Here is a 15929-nt window from a genome sequence, read left to right as displayed (position 1 = left end):
ACCGACTCGAACGGCTGACGAACGGTACCGGTCCCACTCAGGGGCGCGGGGAACTGCGCGAAGAGCCCCCGCGGCGCGGCACACGACGACGGCGGGAACCCACGGCTTACGCCCCCACCTTGACCGACTCGAACGGCTGACGAACGGTACCGGTCCCACTCAGGGGCGCGGGGAACTGCGCGAAGAGCCCCCGCGGCGCGGCACACGACGACGGCGGAACCTACGGCTTACGCCCGACACCGCAGTACGCATCAACCGCGCCACCGGAACCCGCACCGTCGCCCCCGGACCCCTCCGGCCGCCACTCGGGAACCCGCACCACTCCCGGCTCCACCAGCTCCAGCCCATCGAAGAACCCGGCGATCTCCGCGACCGGCCGTACGTGATACGGCACCGCCCCACTCGCGTTGTACGCCTCCGACGCGGCGATCATTCCCTCACTGGTCGCCGTGCTGTCGCTGATCACCAGGTGGCTGCCGGCCGGCAGCCCGGCCATGAGCTGCCGCACCAGCTCGCGCGCCCGCTCGTACTCGGCGACGTGACCGAGGGTGTTGAGGATCATCAGACCGACCGGCCGGGACAGATCGAGCGTGCCGGCGGCGGCCTTCAGGACGGCCTCCGGGTCGTACAGGTCGGCGTCCAGGTACGCGGTCCTGCCCTCGGGCGTGCTGGTGAGCAGCGCGTTGGCGTGGGCCAGCACGATGGGGTCGTTGTCGACGTAGACGATCCGGGCGTCCGGGGCGACCCGTTGGGCCACTTCGTGCGTGTTGTCGGCGGTGGGCAGCCCGGTGCCGACGTCCAGGAACTGCCGTACGCCCTGCTCACCGGCCAGGTATTCGACGGCCCGCCCCAGGAACCGGCGGCTCGTGACCGCCACGTCGACGAGCCCCGGGAAGATCGACTTGATCTGGTCGCCGATCTCGCGGTCGACCTCGTAGTTGTCCTTGCCGCCGACGAAGTAGTTCCAGAAGCGGGCCGAGTGCGGCTTGGAGGTGTCGATACGGTCGCGCAGGCTGTCGTCGGACACGGCGGGGCCTCCTGGGGGTGGGGAAGGGGGACCGGCCCACCAACCTAGGGGAACTTCCCGGCAGCGCAGGGTTGTTGCCCCTCCTGGGGATCCGCCTGCCGTGGGGTTTCGGCCACGGCGGGCACTGCTAGACCCCGTGGGAGGCGATACCGCCCAACTCCCCGCCGCCCTCGTGCCCGTGGCGCTGGGTGACCAGCCAGAACGACCACGCCAGGGACCACATCAGCAGCCCGGCGGCGATCGGCGTCCCGAACAGGATCAGCAGCCCGGCCCCGATGTTCGCTCCGACGCCCCCCGCGGTCAGGATCCGCCACCCCACACCAAGCATGAGCCCGAGGGCCACCAGCGGCCCGAGCACTCCCCACCACCGCTGGTCCATCGCCCCGCGCAGCGAGGCCCGCACGAGCACCGCGGCACCGGCCACCGCCAGAACCAGCGCGAGCCCCCCGGCGACCGCGGCCACGCCGTCCCCGATGTCCCACGGCTGGAACGCGTAGTCCAGCTCACTGGCCGGCAACCCGGCGTAGTTCTGCTGCCCCATCAGACCCCAGGCGGCCACAGGCACACCACCGGCAAGAGCGGCTCCGGCCGCGACGATTCCCCGATTCCTCATACAGCCAGGATTCCCGGACACCGCGGGTCCCGTCATGAGCACCCGTACTCAAGTACGTCGCACACCTGGGCGCGTGCGCGCACCCCTCGGCGGCGCCGCCGGGCGGTCACCGGCAACGCCCCGGCGAGGCCCCCGCGCTGTCAGTGCCGTCGCGTAGGGTTCCCGCCATGGCACTCTCGGACATATCGCGCGTCGAGATCGAGAAGGCGATCGAGGAGTGTGACTGTCTCGGGCGTGACGCCTTCCTGAAGACGTACGGGTTCCGGCGTGCGCGTCGCTACGTGCTGGTGCACGAGGGCAAGCAGTACGACTCCAAGGCGATCGTCGGCGCGGCACACGGCTTCCTGCCGGGCGAACGCCCCCTGACCCCCGACACACCGGGCTTCTCCGGCGGCGCGGACCACGCCGCCCGCCGGCTCGAACGCCTCGGCTACGACGTCGTCGACGAGCAGGGGGCAGCCGGGCCGGCCCACGAGGAGCTGATCCACCGCATCACCCGCCTGCAGGTGAACCGCTCGGCGAACCACCTGGCCCTGTACAAGCCGATCGCACTGCTGTGGGCCATGGGCCGGGCACTGCGGGGCGAGCCCCGGCTCCTCCCCTGGACCGAGACCGAAGCAGCCCTCAAGCGCCTGTTGCAGAGGCACGGGTACAGGGGGGAGCGGCCGCGTCCGGACTACCCGATCGCGTCCCTCTACCGCGACGGCGTATGGGAGTTGCGCGAGTACACCGGCCCGGTGACCACTGCCCACGGAGACGCCGGGGTGAAGCGCTGGTTCGCCACGAACCAACCCCTCGGCGGCCTCGCCGAGCCCGTGTACGACCTTTTCCGGCACTCCACCGTCACGCGTCTGGCCGTCCTCGACGAACTAGTGGGCACCTTCTTCGAGGACCTCGACGCGGCCCCGTTCCTCGCCGACGTGGGCCTGGACGGCCTCGACCCGGCCGAACCGCACCCCCGGCCCGGCCCCGCACCGGAGCGGTGGCTCCTGACCGCGGCCGAGTACGAACGCGGCTGCACGTTCGTCGAGGAACGGGAAGCACAGACCCACGGCCGTCGCCGCACCGGCACCACCCACCGTCCGGTCCGCTCCCGCACGGCCCGCTACCTGGTCCTGAGCCGTAGCGGGGGCCGCTGCGAGAACCCCAACTGCACGGGCCAGCCCGCCGATGTGACCGACGACGACCACCCGATCCTCGAAGTCGACCACGTCGTGGACCTCACCCGGGGCGGACGCGACCACCCGAGCCAGATGGTGGCTCTCTGCCCCAACTGCCATGCCGTCAAGACCCGGGGGCGCACGCGGGAGGCGCTGCGCGAGACCCTGCTCAGGGTCGCGTCCGAGCGACATGCGGCGAGCGGTGGTGGAAGGCCTGCCGCCGGGCCACCCCTCTAGGCTCCTCCGGACCGCCCTGTGGCGCGACGGCGTGGTCGCCGTCGCGCCGGGGGCTCACGTGGGGGCCACCGCGCGGCCCGTCTGGGGGGAGATCGTTCCCGCGCACAGGCCTCGGGACGCCAGGCCCTGGGCGATGCGGGGGATGGCCGCAACGGTGTTGGCGGGTCCGTCGTGCATCAGGATGATCTGGCCGTTGGTGAGTCGGGCGGCGGACCGGACGATCGCGTCGGTGCTCACGCCGTTCCAGTCCTGTGAGTCGACGTCCCAGATGATCTCGGTCAGGCCGTACCGGGCCGCGACCGACCTCACCGTCGCGTTGGTCTCGCCGTACGGCGGGCGGAACAGCTTCGGCGTGCCCCCTCCCGCGTTGGCGATGGCCTGCTGGGTGCGGGAGATCTCGGAGTCGATCTGCGCCTGGCTCAGTTGGGTCAGGTGCGGGTGGGTGTAGCTGTGGTTGGCGACCCACATGCCGGCGGCCACCTGCGCCCGGACCAGGGACGGGTTGGCGGCCGCGGACCGGCCCACGTTGAACATCGTGGCCCGCAACCCGTTGTGGCGGAGCACGTCGAGCAGCTTCGTCGTGTTGCCGGACGGGCCGTCGTCGAAGGTGAGCCCGACGTAGCCGGTGCAGGCGGCGGCCCGCGCCGGCGCGGCGGCAGAGGCCGTGACGGTCGTGACGGTGAGGGCCGCGGCCGCCACCGTCGCGAGCATCGCCGGCACGGCCCCCGTCCTCATGGCCCCACCCTGATGCTGGAGTTGCCGCTGCTGCGGTATCCCTCGGTCGCCATGATCATGTAGTACTTGAAGTTGCCCAGGGGCATCCCGGCCCGGGCCCACGCGTCGAAGTGGTTGCCGGCCGTGATGGTGCCGCCCGTCCGCTTGGACTGCCGCACGCTCCAGTACTGGTCGAAGGTGCGTACGCCCTCGACGGACGGGGCGTTGTAGCGCGTCGTCTTGTAGATGTCGTACGTGCCGCCGTCGCTGGTGACGGTGCCCTTGTAGGTGCCGGTGGGCCGGTAGGTGCCCCAGTTGTCGACGATGTAGTACTCGACGAGCGGGTTCGCCGTCCAGCCGTACAGCGTCAGGTAGGCGTTGCCGGACGGGTTGAACGAGCCCGAGTACGTCACGGTGCGGCGGGCCCCGGTGCTCCAGCCCTTGCCGGCGACGAAGTTCCCGGTGTTGCGCCATGAGGTGCTGTAACTGCCGCCGGACGACAGGGTCATGGAGACCGTGCCCGGCGCGTCCGTCCAGAACGAGTAGTAGTAGCCGTTGTTGGTGCCCGTCTGGTTGGTGGTGACGACGGTGTCGGCGTGCGCGGTGCCCGGCATCGTGAGCGCCGCGGCCGCGACCAGCAGCATGGTGCAGGTGCTGCTGATGAGCAGCCGTAAGCGGCCTGGTGACTTCTGCATGGGTGTGCTTCCTCCTCGTCCGAGTGGGGGTGGGTCGACGGGGGAGCTCTGTCATCGGGGAGTGTTGGCCGGGCCCTTTCGACTGTCAATGGTTTCGTCGGCTATTGCGAAATGTTCGGGCCATCATGGAGACGAACTGTTCCGAATTTCCGCTGTTCATCGCGGAGATGACGATCGCGGAGAAGTGATCTCCATGCGATGGCAGCCCTGGCCGCCCCGAACACTGAATCCATCTCGTCGAATGTTTCGAAGAGTTTCCGGAGTAAGTCCATGTCACGTCGAGGTCGGCCCATGTACTCTCCGCGAGTGACATCGACGTCCGCCGCGACGCCCGCCACTCCGTCCGATGAGGATGCCGAGTGCCTGGCCCTCACCCGCGCTCTGCGCCGCCGAGGCGTGCTGGTGCTCTCCGCGTTCGCCCTGCTGTGGGCCGTGGCGGCGGCCTCCGGGACCGGCTCGGCGACGGATGTCGTGCCGCTCGGCATCGAGGCGGCGGCGGTACTGCTCACCGCGGCGGCGATCCACCTGGGGTATCGCAAGGACGCCACGCCCTCGCCCCGGATGGTGAACCTGCCCCCCAACTGGGCGTGTGGCGTGGGCATCGTCAACACCGTCGAGCTGGTGGCCGTCTTCGCCGTCATCGCCGCGTCCAACGCCGCAGGCCGGCCCGAGGTCGTCCCCGCGGGCATCGCCCTCGTCGTGGGCCTGCACTTCTTCCCGCTCGCCCGGCTGTACGACCAGTGGCAGTACCGGTGGACGGCGTCGCTGCTGACGGCCGTCGCGGTCGCCGGGTTCGTCCTCGTCGCGGCGGGCCTCGCTGGCGAGACCGTGCGGGTCGTGGTGGGCCTGGGCAGCGCGCTGGTGTTGTGGGCCTCGTCGTACCACCTGGCGCTGCGCGGCTAGGTTCCGTTCGCGCCGGGGGCCGGCACGGCCGGGCGGCCGAGAGGTGCACCCCCGTGCGGCTCACTCAGCCGCGCAGGCCCCCGTCAGGTAATCCAGCTCGGGATCGGGCGGCCCGCACTGGAGGATCGCGTCCACCGCCGGCCACACCTCGACGGGCACGGGGTAGCAGTAGATCATCCAGGGATCGTCGGCATCCGGGGTGATCACCTCCCGCAACAGCAGAAGCTGCTCACGGCTGATGGGGTGCTCGACCTGCAAGGTGTCGTCCGCCTTGCTGAACCCCTCCAGGACCCAGATGGCGTCGGGCGCTCCCGCGGGCGTCTGCCCGTCCTCAGACCCTGTGCCAATCGGTTGACCGGGACGCAGCGTCATCGAAGCGGCTTCAAGCGGGCCTTGAGGAGGCAGAACTCATTGCCTTCGGGGTCCATGAGAACGTGCCACGGCTCCTCGCCGGTCTGGCCGATGTCGGCCGGGCGCGCCCCGAGCTTCAGGAGGCGTTCGAGCTCGGCGTCCTGGTCGCGGTCGGTGGCGTTGACGTCGATGTGCAGCCGGGACTTCCCGGGCTCCGGCTCGTGACTGGGGTTGAGGATGATCGTCGGCTGCGGCCCGCCGAACCCTTCGCGCGGGCCGATCTCGAGGGAGCCGTCGTCCTCGCGGTCGAGTACGACGAAGTCCAGGACCTCGCACCAGAACCGTGCCAGCAGCTCGGGATCGCGGCAGCCGAGCACGAGCTCACTGATACGACATGCCATGGACGAAACCCACCTTCGGTGTCGGAACGGCCGGGGCCATCCCGCGCGGAGCTCTCGAACAACCCCTGCGGGAACGCGCTCGTGACCGTACCGGGCGGGGGGAGCCGGTGCGAATGTTTTTGGTCCGTGCCCATGCCCGCCTGTGGAAGTTCTGGGCGAATTCGAAGACGTACCGCACATCAGACTTACGTACCGGAATCCGCCCTTGCCCGGAATGCCCGGATTGGACTCCGATGATGGTTCGAGTGACCGACGACTCCCTGTTCGCTCGAACTTCGAGGCAAGGTGAGTGAGTGCACATCTCGGATTCCGAGCGGGAGCGGGATCCCGGCGCTGCCGAGAAGGCGATCTACGGAGGATCGGCGACGCGATACGTGCTGCAGCGGCGATGGCGCGGGACTCCTGGGCATGTAGTGGGGCCGTGCGATGGCAATGAAGAAGGTGCCCGGGAGGTGGCGGCAAATCCCAAGCGGTTCGACCGCAACGTCGGAAAAAGGGGGAGACATGGCAAAGCTCTGCGTTGTCGGTGCCGGCGTCGTCGGACAGGCAACAGGGAAAGGGTTCCTCAAACTCGGCCATGACGTCACATTCGTTGATGTCAATGCCGATACGGTGGAACAGATTCGCAGCAACGGTTTCAGCGCCATCTTTCCGGAGGAGATTATCCTGCGTGATGTCGAGGCGGTATTCATTTCTGTCCCGACTCCTACAGCGGAGGATGGGGTAAATCTGTCCTCTCTCGATCAAGCGTGCCATGATATTGATTCTGCACTGGCTGTATTCCAGAGTAGGCCAGTCATCGTCTTTAGAAGTACGATACTTCCCGGTACTACCAGAAAGCACCTCGTCCCTCTTTTGGAGAAGGCTGCTGGTGATAGCCGGGTGGGGGAGCACGTGTGCTACAACCCCGAGTACCTCAGGGAGCGGCACGCTCAGAGAGACTTCGATTGTCCGAGGATCATCACGATTGGGCAGAGCGTCCGTAGTGAGGATGCGGCTCACAGGCTGGCTGAGCTCTATCATCCTTTTGATGCAAAGGTCTACCGATGCGGCTATGAGGAAGCAGAGTTCCAGAAGTACGTCAACAATCTGTTCAATGCTGCCAAAATCTCCTTCTTCAATGAGATGCGAGAAATGGCAAAGGGTTTGGGTATAGACCCCACTCTGGCATTCCAGCTGACGGTGCGCAGCGCTCAAGGCATGTGGGATCCGTTGTATGGCATCCATGACAAGGGGGTGTACGGGGGAGCCTGCCTGCCAAAAGACACCAATGCCTGGATCGAATACATGGAGGAGTCGGGGTTCAACCCGATCTTCATGCAGGCAGTCCGGGAAATCAATCGAAGCATTGGAGGTGCGTGAATGTCACAATGGTGACGGATGCCCGACGGTCCTGCAGCCTGTTGTCCCGGGCGGTCCGTCGCCACCGCAGATGCTCACCGGTCGGCGTCGCCCCGATGCCGGGACGGTAATTCGCTTGCCCGGGCCACGGGTCGACGCTGCACTGTGGGGCGGACACCACGAGTCGTGGTGCGGGTATCCCGAGGAGGCAGCGGCAGTGATGGAGATCCGTCCCACGACCGACAAGGATCTCGACGTCTTCGTCGACACCGTTCATGCCGCGTTCGGGCGCTTCCCGGAGACCCCGGTCGAGGGCGGTGGACTCTGGTGGTCGGCGCTCGAAACGGAGCACTGCCTGCTCGCACTGACGGCGGACGGCCGGCCCGTCGGCACCGCCGCCACGCACTCCTTCGAGCTCACCCTGCCCGGCGGGACCCTCGTCCCGGCCCCGGGGGTGACCGCCGTCGGCGTCCTGCCCTCGCACCGGCGCCAGGGCGTGCTCACCGCGATGATGCGGTATCAGCTCGCCGAGCTGCGGGCCCGTGGGGAGCTCCTGTCCGTACTGCTGGCCTCCGAGGCCTCGATCTACGGCAGATTCGGCTACGGACCGGCGACTCACACAGCGCAGCTGACGGTCCCGCGCCACAACGCCGCCCTCGCCACGCCCCGGGCACGCGAAGCGTCGGAGGCGCAGGCTACCGGCCCGGGCGACGGCTCGGTCGAGGTGCTGCGCCGGGCCGACTGCGACGAGATCCTGGAAGACGTCTACGACCGGTACCGCCGCGCCCAGCCCGGCGCGTTGTCCCGGCCGCACCGCTGGTGGGCCCTGCGCGCGGGGCAGCCCCCGATCTCGCCGGAGCCGCGCTACATCGCCGTCCACCGGGACGCCACCGGAGCCCCGGACGGGTACGCCGCCTACTCCATCGAGTCCGGCACCCTGACGGTCGACGAGACCATCGCCACCGACGACGCCGTCTTCATGGCCCTGGCCCGCTTCGTCCTCGCACACGACCTGGTCTCCCAGGTCGTGTTCAAGCACCTCCCGCCCGAACACCCGCTGCGCTGGCAGCTCGCGGACTTCCGCGCCGGCCGGGTGGGCGGCGACATGGACTGGCTCTGGGTACGGCTGCTGGACGTCCCGCGTGCGCTGACCGCACGCGGCTGGTTCGCGGACGGCGAGCTCGTCCTCGATGTCCACGACCCGTTCCTCGGCGAACGCGACCGCTACCGACTGACCGTCCGCGACGGCAAGGCCGACTGCGCCCCGACGGACCGGAAGCCCGACCTCTCCCTGGACGTCCGCGATCTGGGCTCGGTCTACCTCGGCGGCACCGACCCGAGCACGCTCGTGCGCGCCGGACACATCCGGGCACACCACCCGGACGCGGCACCGCTCGCCGACACCCTCTTCCGGGCCGAACGCTCCCCGCACTGCCTGCACTGGTTCTGACCCACACCTCGCAGACCCGCGCAGGGGCCGCCATCGGGGTCCCGGTCACGCGAACACCGTGACCGGGACCCCGACATCAGCCACCGCCACCGATCGCGCCACGGCTACGGACACGGATACGGATACCGCGACGACGGGTGACTCCGCCCGGCGCTAGTTCCGGTACCGGAACACGATGCGCCCGCGCGTCAGGTCGTACGGCGGGAGCTCCACCAGTACCCGGTCCTCCAGCATGATCTTGATGAAGTTCTTGCGGATCTTCCCGCTGATGTGCGCGAGCACCTGGTGGCCGTTCTCCAGCTCCACCGTGAACATGGCGCTGCGCAGGCACTCGACGACCCTGCCCTCGACCTCGATGACGTTCTTGTTCTTCGTCATCGCACCAGCTCCAGGTTGCTGCTCACCGGCCGGGCGCCGGCGTCCTCGAACAGCGCCGTGGCCGCGTGGTTGGACTCGTGGACCTCGGTCCAGGCCGCGGTGAACCCGGAGCGGTGCGCCGTCACCAGCGCATGGGCCAGCAGGGCCCGCGCGATGCCGCGGCGCCGCTCGCCCGCCCGGACCGCGACCAGCCCGATGCGCGGCCGGATCGCCGTCACCACCCGGATCAGCCCCAGGTAGCGGTCCGGTGCCGCGGCCACCGCGTACTTCGACGGGTCGACGACGGTGTCACCCTCGACGCGGGGAATCACCTCGGCGGGCATCGACTGCCACCACCCGGCAGTCGCCTCGACTTCGTCCCGGATCGCGCGGTCCACCTCCCGCAGCAGACCTTCGTCCGCCTGACCGGCCGGCACGATCGTCACGCCCGAAGGCGGCAGGACCCCTTCGAGCCCGGTGACCCGCGGGTCGGTCGGTACGGCGTACTCCCACTCGCGGCGCCGGACCGTGAAACCGGCCCGCCGCCAGCCGGCCGTCAGCTCGGCGTCCGCTTCGTCGACGACCGTGTACAGCGGCGTCGGCAGTTCCGCCACCATCACCTCGGCGAGTCGGTCGAAGGCGACGTCGTGCCAGGCGTCGATGCTGACGAACAGGCGTCCGTCGGGCCGGTGGTGCGCATGCCCGCGGCCGACCACCAAGTCGTCGTCCAGGGCGTGCCATTGCCTGTCCGCGACGCGCGTGATCATCACCGCGTGCTCGCTCAGGCCGGATGCGAAAGGCTTTGTGTCCATCGGAGTCTCCCTTCCAGGAGTGCCTCGGTCTCAGGCGCTCCTGGCGACACCGAACGTCAGCCGCCGGACCGTGACGGGTTGAGGGAGCACCCACGGGTAACTGCGTTCACGGGGCTCACCTCCCTACGGCGACTTCACGGTCCACCGGCAACCTAGCAGCGGGCGGTCGCGCCGCTCAAAGCCTTTTTCCGACCACCCAGGCGGTCGGGGGGCGGCTGATCGAACCAGCCGCCCCCCGACTCGCTCAGGCAGGCTTACGGAATGTAGCCGTAGTCCAACTGACCGGCCAGCCTCGTCCTGTCGTCCTTCAGGGACAGTACGAGCGTGCGTGCGAGGGTGCCGCCGAAGCGGTTCCCGCCGTCAGCCGTCGGGACCGTGTCGATGAAGCTCTCCACCAGCCCGTTGGGCATCACGTAGTGCGAGTACTGCTGTGTCGGGGCGTCCTCGGGGTTGCCCAGGACCAGCGCGCTGCCGTTGAGCGGCCGGTAGTCGCTGCGCAGCCCCGGGCCGACGAACCCGTAGAGGCCGTCCCAGCCGCTCAGCCCCGGCGCGAATGTGAACTTGTGGCTGATCGTGAACAGGTAGTACTTGCCGCCGCGGATGATCAGGTGCGGCCGTTCGGTCTGCTGGTTCACGCAGTTGGCCGAGAGCAGCGGGGGCTGGAGCTTCCAGTTGTCCATGCTGTCGCCGTCGGCCGTGGCCAGCCCGATGTTGCCCGTGTAGTACTTCGAGTCCTCCGGCACCTCGTGGCCGGCCGGGAGGTCACCCAGGTCGCGCTTGGTGCACTGGTACGAGCCCGCGGTACCGCCCGTGTTGCCCTCGAACAGCAGGTGGACCTTGCGGTCCCGCGGGTCGCGGAAGACGAACGGGTCGCGGAAGGCGTAGATGATCGGGCCTTGTTGCGACTGTTCGAGGGTCTGGTACATCTTGCCGTCGGCCTCGGCGATGATGCGGTGGTCCCGGAAGCCGGAGAACCACACGCGGTTCTTGTCCGCGTGGATCTTTCCGGTCGCCTGCGCCAGGCGCTGCAGCGCGTCGCTGGGGTCGACCCCGCCGTTGTCGCGCCCGGAGGCGGTGTAGAAGGACTGCACCTTGTCGCCGATGAGCGCCGTCGAGCCGGCCCACTCACGTGAGCCGAACGAGGTGCCGGCCGGGAACAGGTCGCCGCCGTACTTCCAGCTCTTGGCGTCGCGCGAGTAGAAGTAGCCGATCTTCGCGTACCAGTGACGGTCACCGAACGGCACAGAGCGCGGGGCCGTCAGCGAGAAGATGACGTGCCAGCCCTTGTAGGTGGCGGTCCGGGTGCTGAGCTTGGTGAGCGGCCAGGTGTCCCACACCCACACCTTGTCGGTCATCACCGGGAAGTCGGGTGACACGCGAGGGGCGGTGTTGGTCCTGTCCTGCTTGAGTTTCAGGGCGTCCGCGCGGGACCAGACGGCTGTGTGGTCGTCGTCGGCGGTGTACTGCCGTGTGCCCGTCCCGGACACGTCGTGGGGGGAGGCGGAAGCGGGAGTGATGATGCCGCTCAGCGTCGCGAAGGCTGCCAGACCCGTCGCCAGCCGGAGCACCGCTCGTCTTGCTCTGTACATACGTCACCCTTGGGGGGAAGAGGGAACGAATGGAAGCTGTGGAGCCGGTTCCATCGCTGACGGTACCTCAGTTGGCCTAAAAAGCGGTGAACTCGTGAGGTGAAAATTTACGTACGAGAGGCGATCGGTGTCGCGTCATGGAAGTTAATGGAAGCCGATCCAACGTGGTCGGCGCGGCGTGGATCAGGCTTCGGCGGCGGCCGTCGTGTGCCGGCGCACGAGCTCCAGTTCCAGCAGCTGCTCGACGGGCTCGCCGAGGGGCCGGCCGATGCGTTCCAGCAGCAGACGCGCGGCGATCCCGCCGCTGGTGCGCAGGGGCTGGCGAACTGTGGTCAGCCCGACGTAGGCCGCCACGTCGAGGTCGTCGAAGCCGACCACGGACAGTTCCCGGGGGACTCGCACGCCCGCCGAGCTCGCCGCTTCGATCACCCCGAGCGCCCGGGTGTCGGACGCGGTGACGATCGCGCTCGGGGGCTCCGGAAGGGCCAGCAACTCGTCGGTGAGGCGGTGCGCCACCGCGCGGCCGTGCGGTCCGACGCGGACGTACGGCTCCTCCAGCGCGAGGCCGTACGCCTTGAGCGCCAGCTCGCAGCCCTCTCGCCGACGGGCGCTCGCGCTGAAACGGAAACGATCGTCGGCGGCATCGCCCATGAACGCGATGCGACGATGGCCGAGTTGCAGCAGATGACGCGTCGCCAGCATGCCGCCGCGCACGTCGTCGATCACCACGCGTGGCAGGTCCGGGTGCTCACAGTCCAGCAGCACCGTGGGCAGACCGGCCCGTGCCAGCTGCTCCGCTTCGTCGTCGGTGGGCGCGAGCGAGATCGCCAGCAGCCCGTCGAAGCGGTCTCCGGCCGCCACCGCCCGGTACTGCTGATCACGCTGGTCCGGCGAGGCCACGTCGAGCAGAGTGAGGTCGTGGTCGCTGCCGTGCAGCACGTGCGAGATGCCGCGCAGCCGCTCGACGACGGACGGTTCGGTGGCGAAGGGCGCGATGACGGCGATGCTCTGGGTGCGTCCCGTGGACAGCGCGCGAGCGCGCCGGTTGGGCCGGTAGTCCAGGTCCCGGATCACCCGCAGCACCCGCTCGCGGGTGTCCTCGCTGACGTTCCGGCTGTCGTTCAGGACGCGCGAAACCGTGCCGACGCCCACCCCGGCCCGGGCCGCGACATCGCCGATGGTCGCCCGTTCTCCCACGGCCGTACAGTACCCGAACTCGCAGAATTAGCTGCCCTGCACACATTTCCGGTTGCCCGGTGCCGGCCGGCCCCTCAACTGCTCTTCCGCCCGGGTCCGCACCGCTCGCGGGAGGTGCTTCGGCCCGTCGGTGACCGTCGCCTCAGATGCGTTGCTCCCCCGACCCACGGACGATCAGCCGGGTGGGAACGGTGATCGTGCGGGCCCGGGAGCGGTCACCGTCGAGCCGGGCCAGGGCGGCGGTCGCGGCGCTGCGGCCGATTTCCTCCGGGTCCTGGGCGACGACCGTGAGGGCCGGTTCCAGCGCTTCGGCGAGGGAGACGTCGTCGAAGGCCACGACGGCCACGTTCTTGCGCTTGCTGCGGGCGAGCTCGGCGACGATGCCGAGCGCCATGATGTTGTTCCCGGCGAACAGGGCCGTGGGGGGATCGGGCAGTTCGAGGAGCTGCGCCGTCATGGCCTCCGCTCCCTGCTGATCGTGCGCGCTGACGACCAGGGAGCGGTCGTGGGGGATGTCGGCTTCCTGCAGGGCGGCCCGGTACCCGGCGAGGCGTTCGCGACGGGTGTACAGCTTGACCGGCAGGTCGCCGACGAAGCCGATGCGGCGGTGCCCGTGGGCGATGAGGTGCGCGACGCCCTCCTGCGCCCCCGCACGGTTGGAGCTGACGACGCTGTCCGTGGACAGGCCGACCCCCGGCCGGTCGAGGAAGACGACGGGCAGTCCCGCCGTACGGTGCGACTTGAGGTCGGAGTGGTCGGCGCCGACGGACGGCACGACGATCAGGATGCTGACGCGCCGTGCGAGGAACTGAGCCGTCAGGGCGCGTTCGCGCTCGGGGTCGTCCGCGGACGACCCCATGAGCAGCGTCAGTCCGCGGTCCCGGACCGTGTCCTCGATGCCCCGGGCCACGGCGCCGAAGAAGGGGTTGCCCAGGTCGGGGATGACCAGCCCTATGGTCGTGTCCGGACCGCCGACGCGGATGTTGCGGGCCATGAGGTTCGGCTGGAAGCCCAACTCCGCCACCGCGGCGAGCACTTGCTCCCGCGTCCGGGCCGAGACGGGCCCGTCCTCGTTGAGGACCCGGGAGACCGTCTTGGCGCTGACACCCACTTCTCTGGCGACATCGGCCAAGGTGGGTCTGCGGCTCGCTGCCATGGAGTAAACCGTCTCCTGGATGCTCCCGGTTCCGGGCCGCGGCCTCGGCCGGAACGTGCGGGAGCGGGGTTGCGCTGTCAGGTGGCCTGTACTCCGGCGGCCTTCGCGGCCTCGGAATCCGCTACGACAGTATCTCCGGCCTCGTCGACGGTGAGGGCGCCCGTCATGATGGCCACGACCTCCGCCATGGAGTAGTCGGACGGCTTGATCACGGCGGCGCGCCGGCCCAGCCGGTGGACGTGGATCCGGTCGGCGATCTCGAAGACGTGCGGCATGTTGTGGCTGATCAGGACGACCGGCATGCCCTTGTCGCGGACGCGGCGGATCAGGTCGAGGACCTGGCCGGACTCCTTGACGCCGAGGGCGGCGGTGGGTTCGTCCATGACGACGACGCTGCGGGCCCAGGCGACCGCCCGGGCCACCGCGACGGCCTGCCGCTGTCCGCCGGAGAGGGTCTCGACGGCCTGGGTGAGCGAACGCAGGCCGATCTTCAGGTCCGCCATGTGCTCGGCGGCCTCCTGGCGCATGCGCTTCTTGTCGAGCATGCGGAAGGCGCTGCCGAGGACGCCCGGGCGGCGCAGCTCACGGCCGAGGAACATGTTCGAGGCGATGTCCATGGACGCCGCCACGGCGAGGTCCTGGTACACCGTCTCGATGCCGTGGGCGCGGGCGCTCTGCGGGCCGGAGAACTGGATCGGCTCGCCGTTCAGGCGGATTTCCCCCTCGTCCGGTACCACCGCTCCGGTGAGGGCCTTGATGAGGCTGGTCTTGCCGGCGCCGTTGTCGCCGATGACGGCGAGGACCTCGCCGGGCATCAGGTCGAAGTCGGCGCCGTCGATCGCGGTGACCTGGCCGTAGCGCTTGACGAGACCGCGAGCCTGCAGCACGGGGGTCTCGGTGGTGGTCGTGGTCATCGGGCCTTCCTCCGGGAGATCTGGTCGACGGTCACCGCGAGGATCACCAGGACACCGGTGATCAGGGTCTGGTAGATCGAGGCGACGCCCATCAGCTGGAGCCCGTTGCGGAAGACACCGACGATGAGGACGCCGATGAACGTGCCCAGGACCGAGCCCCGTCCGCCGAAGAGGCTGGTGCCGCCGAGCACCACGGCGGTGATGCTGTCGAGGTTGTCGGTCTGCCCGGCCTGCGGATCGCCGACTCCGGTGCGGGAGATGAGCAGCAGGGCGGCGATGCCGTACAGCACACCTGCCGCGGTGTAGACGCCGATGGTCAGGCGGGAGGTGCGGATGCCGTTCAGCCGCGCCGCTTCCGGGCTGTTGCCCAGCGCGTAGACGTGCCGGCCCCAGCCGGTGCTGCTCAGCGCGTAGGCGAGGAGGAGGAACAGGGCGATGGTGACCAGCGAGCCGTAGGTGATGTCGGTCTTGCCCAGCGGGAAGGTCTGCCCGAGGGCCGTCAGCGGGCCGGGCAGGTTGCTGACCGTCTGCTCCTCGGAGTAGATGTGCGTCAGCGCGAACGCCACGTTGAGCATGCCCAGGGTGACGATGAACGGCGGCAGCGGGATCTTCTGCACGAGTGCCCCGTTGAGCATGCCGAAGCCGCCGCAGACGGCCAGGCCCAGCGCGATCGCGGCGAGCGGTGGCAGGGAGCCCTCGGCGGCCATCTTCGCGATCACGATGCTGCCGAACGCCATCACCGCTCCGCAGGACAGGTCGATGCCCGCGGTGAGGATGATGAGCGTCTGGCCGATGGCCAGCGTGCCGACGACCATGACCTGCTGGACGATCAGCGAGAAGTTCCCGCCGGTGAGGAACTGGTCGGTCGACACGGAGAAGAAGACACAGGCCAGGAGGAGCGCGATCAGCGGGCCGGTGGTCGGCTGGGTGAGCACTCTGCGGACCGTGGTCGGCGCTTTGAGATCGGCGTACGGCGTGGACGTGGAGGGTGGCGTGGACGTGGCAGTCATGC

At 69.3% G+C, this 15929-nt stretch carries 17 protein-coding genes; 4 read left to right on the top strand and 13 right to left on the bottom strand.

The genetic code is table 11. The annotated features are described in order from the left end of the window. Window positions 1–220: 220 nt before the first annotated feature. The gene (locus tag ABTX60_RS13905; protein WP_352097284.1) at window positions 221–1027 is read right to left on the bottom strand and encodes an SAM-dependent methyltransferase; all 807 of its coding nucleotides are present in this window, start codon (window positions 1025–1027) and stop codon (window positions 221–223) included. Window positions 1028–1154: 127 nt separating this feature from the next. Continuing rightward, window positions 1155–1640: a hypothetical protein gene (locus ABTX60_RS13900; protein ID WP_352097283.1), complete on the bottom strand. Its 486-nt coding sequence runs from the start codon at window positions 1638–1640 to the stop codon at window positions 1155–1157. A gap of 167 nt (window positions 1641–1807) precedes the next feature. Between ABTX60_RS13900 and ABTX60_RS13895 the strand changes: the two genes are divergently transcribed. Then, complete coding sequence (locus ABTX60_RS13895) at window positions 1808–3037, top strand: phosphorothioated DNA-binding restriction endonuclease family protein (RefSeq protein ID WP_352097282.1); 1230 nt, start codon at window positions 1808–1810, stop codon at window positions 3035–3037. A 54-nt stretch (window positions 3038–3091) separates the two neighbouring features. Here ABTX60_RS13895 and ABTX60_RS13890 read toward each other — a convergent pair whose 3' ends face one another. Both ABTX60_RS13890 and xynA read right to left on the bottom strand, forming a co-directional pair. Next, window positions 3092–3772 (bottom strand): polysaccharide deacetylase family protein, encoded by a 681-nt coding sequence (locus ABTX60_RS13890; protein ID WP_502992318.1) that lies wholly within the window; start codon window positions 3770–3772, stop codon window positions 3092–3094. Then, complete coding sequence (xynA, locus tag ABTX60_RS13885; RefSeq protein ID WP_352097281.1) at window positions 3769–4446, bottom strand: endo-1,4-beta-xylanase XynA; 678 nt, start codon at window positions 4444–4446, stop codon at window positions 3769–3771. Before xynA ends, ABTX60_RS13890 begins: the two co-directional genes overlap by 4 nt. 306 nt (window positions 4447–4752) lie before the next feature. Between xynA and ABTX60_RS13880 the strand changes: the two genes are divergently transcribed. Next, window positions 4753–5349: a hypothetical protein gene (locus ABTX60_RS13880; RefSeq protein WP_352097280.1), complete on the top strand. Its 597-nt coding sequence runs from the start codon at window positions 4753–4755 to the stop codon at window positions 5347–5349. A gap of 60 nt (window positions 5350–5409) precedes the next feature. On the opposite strand, the gene ABTX60_RS13875 is transcribed toward ABTX60_RS13880, so the two are convergent. Both ABTX60_RS13875 and ABTX60_RS13870 read right to left on the bottom strand, forming a co-directional pair. Next, on the bottom strand, window positions 5410–5721 hold the full coding sequence (locus ABTX60_RS13875; protein WP_352097279.1) for a DUF7683 domain-containing protein: 312 nt from the start codon (window positions 5719–5721) through the stop codon (window positions 5410–5412). Next, complete coding sequence (locus tag ABTX60_RS13870; RefSeq protein WP_352097278.1) at window positions 5718–6101, bottom strand: VOC family protein; 384 nt, start codon at window positions 6099–6101, stop codon at window positions 5718–5720. The genes ABTX60_RS13875 and ABTX60_RS13870 overlap by 4 nt, the downstream gene beginning before the upstream one ends. A gap of 426 nt (window positions 6102–6527) precedes the next feature. On the opposite strand from ABTX60_RS13870, the gene ABTX60_RS13865 reads away from it, so the two are divergent. Together ABTX60_RS13865 and ABTX60_RS13860 are read left to right on the top strand one after the other, a co-directional pair. Continuing rightward, the gene (locus tag ABTX60_RS13865) at window positions 6528–7463 is read left to right on the top strand and encodes a 2-dehydropantoate 2-reductase N-terminal domain-containing protein (RefSeq protein ID WP_352097277.1); all 936 of its coding nucleotides are present in this window, start codon (window positions 6528–6530) and stop codon (window positions 7461–7463) included. Between the two features lie 199 nt (window positions 7464–7662). Further along, complete coding sequence (locus ABTX60_RS13860; RefSeq protein WP_352097276.1) at window positions 7663–8892, top strand: GNAT family N-acetyltransferase; 1230 nt, start codon at window positions 7663–7665, stop codon at window positions 8890–8892. A 153-nt stretch (window positions 8893–9045) separates the two neighbouring features. On the opposite strand, the gene infA is transcribed toward ABTX60_RS13860, so the two are convergent. From infA to ABTX60_RS13825, 7 genes are all read right to left on the bottom strand, one after another. Continuing rightward, window positions 9046–9270, bottom strand: a complete 225-nt coding sequence (gene infA / locus ABTX60_RS13855; RefSeq protein WP_352097275.1) for a translation initiation factor IF-1 — start codon at window positions 9268–9270, stop codon at window positions 9046–9048. Further along, a complete protein-coding gene (locus tag ABTX60_RS13850) occupies window positions 9267–10061 on the bottom strand; it encodes a GNAT family N-acetyltransferase (RefSeq protein ID WP_352097274.1) in 795 nt (264 codons plus the stop codon). Before ABTX60_RS13850 ends, infA begins: the two co-directional genes overlap by 4 nt. Before the next feature lie 254 nt (window positions 10062–10315). Beyond that, the gene (locus ABTX60_RS13845) at window positions 10316–11650 is read right to left on the bottom strand and encodes a glycoside hydrolase family 68 protein (RefSeq protein ID WP_352097273.1); all 1335 of its coding nucleotides are present in this window, start codon (window positions 11648–11650) and stop codon (window positions 10316–10318) included. Window positions 11651–11833: 183 nt separating this feature from the next. Next, window positions 11834–12847, bottom strand: coding sequence for a LacI family DNA-binding transcriptional regulator (locus tag ABTX60_RS13840; RefSeq protein WP_352097272.1), 1014 nt, complete (start codon window positions 12845–12847; stop codon window positions 11834–11836). A gap of 142 nt (window positions 12848–12989) precedes the next feature. After that, window positions 12990–14003 carry a LacI family DNA-binding transcriptional regulator gene (locus tag ABTX60_RS13835; protein WP_352097271.1) on the bottom strand — a complete coding sequence of 338 codons (1014 nt, stop codon included), beginning with the start codon at window positions 14001–14003 and terminating at the stop codon, window positions 12990–12992. A 77-nt stretch (window positions 14004–14080) separates the two neighbouring features. Continuing rightward, complete coding sequence (locus ABTX60_RS13830; protein ID WP_352097270.1) at window positions 14081–14917, bottom strand: ATP-binding cassette domain-containing protein; 837 nt, start codon at window positions 14915–14917, stop codon at window positions 14081–14083. Beyond that, window positions 14914–15927, bottom strand: a complete 1014-nt coding sequence (locus ABTX60_RS13825) for an ABC transporter permease (protein WP_352097269.1) — start codon at window positions 15925–15927, stop codon at window positions 14914–14916. Before ABTX60_RS13825 ends, ABTX60_RS13830 begins: the two co-directional genes overlap by 4 nt. Window positions 15928–15929: the final 2 nt, after the last annotated feature.

This window comes from Streptomyces sp. NPDC126510 (assembly GCF_040302345.1).
In the GTDB taxonomy this organism is placed as follows: Bacteria; Actinomycetota; Actinomycetes; order Streptomycetales; family Streptomycetaceae; genus Streptomyces.
Note: the sequence above shows the minus strand (reverse complement) of the source record. Positions and strands in the feature narration are given on the sequence as shown.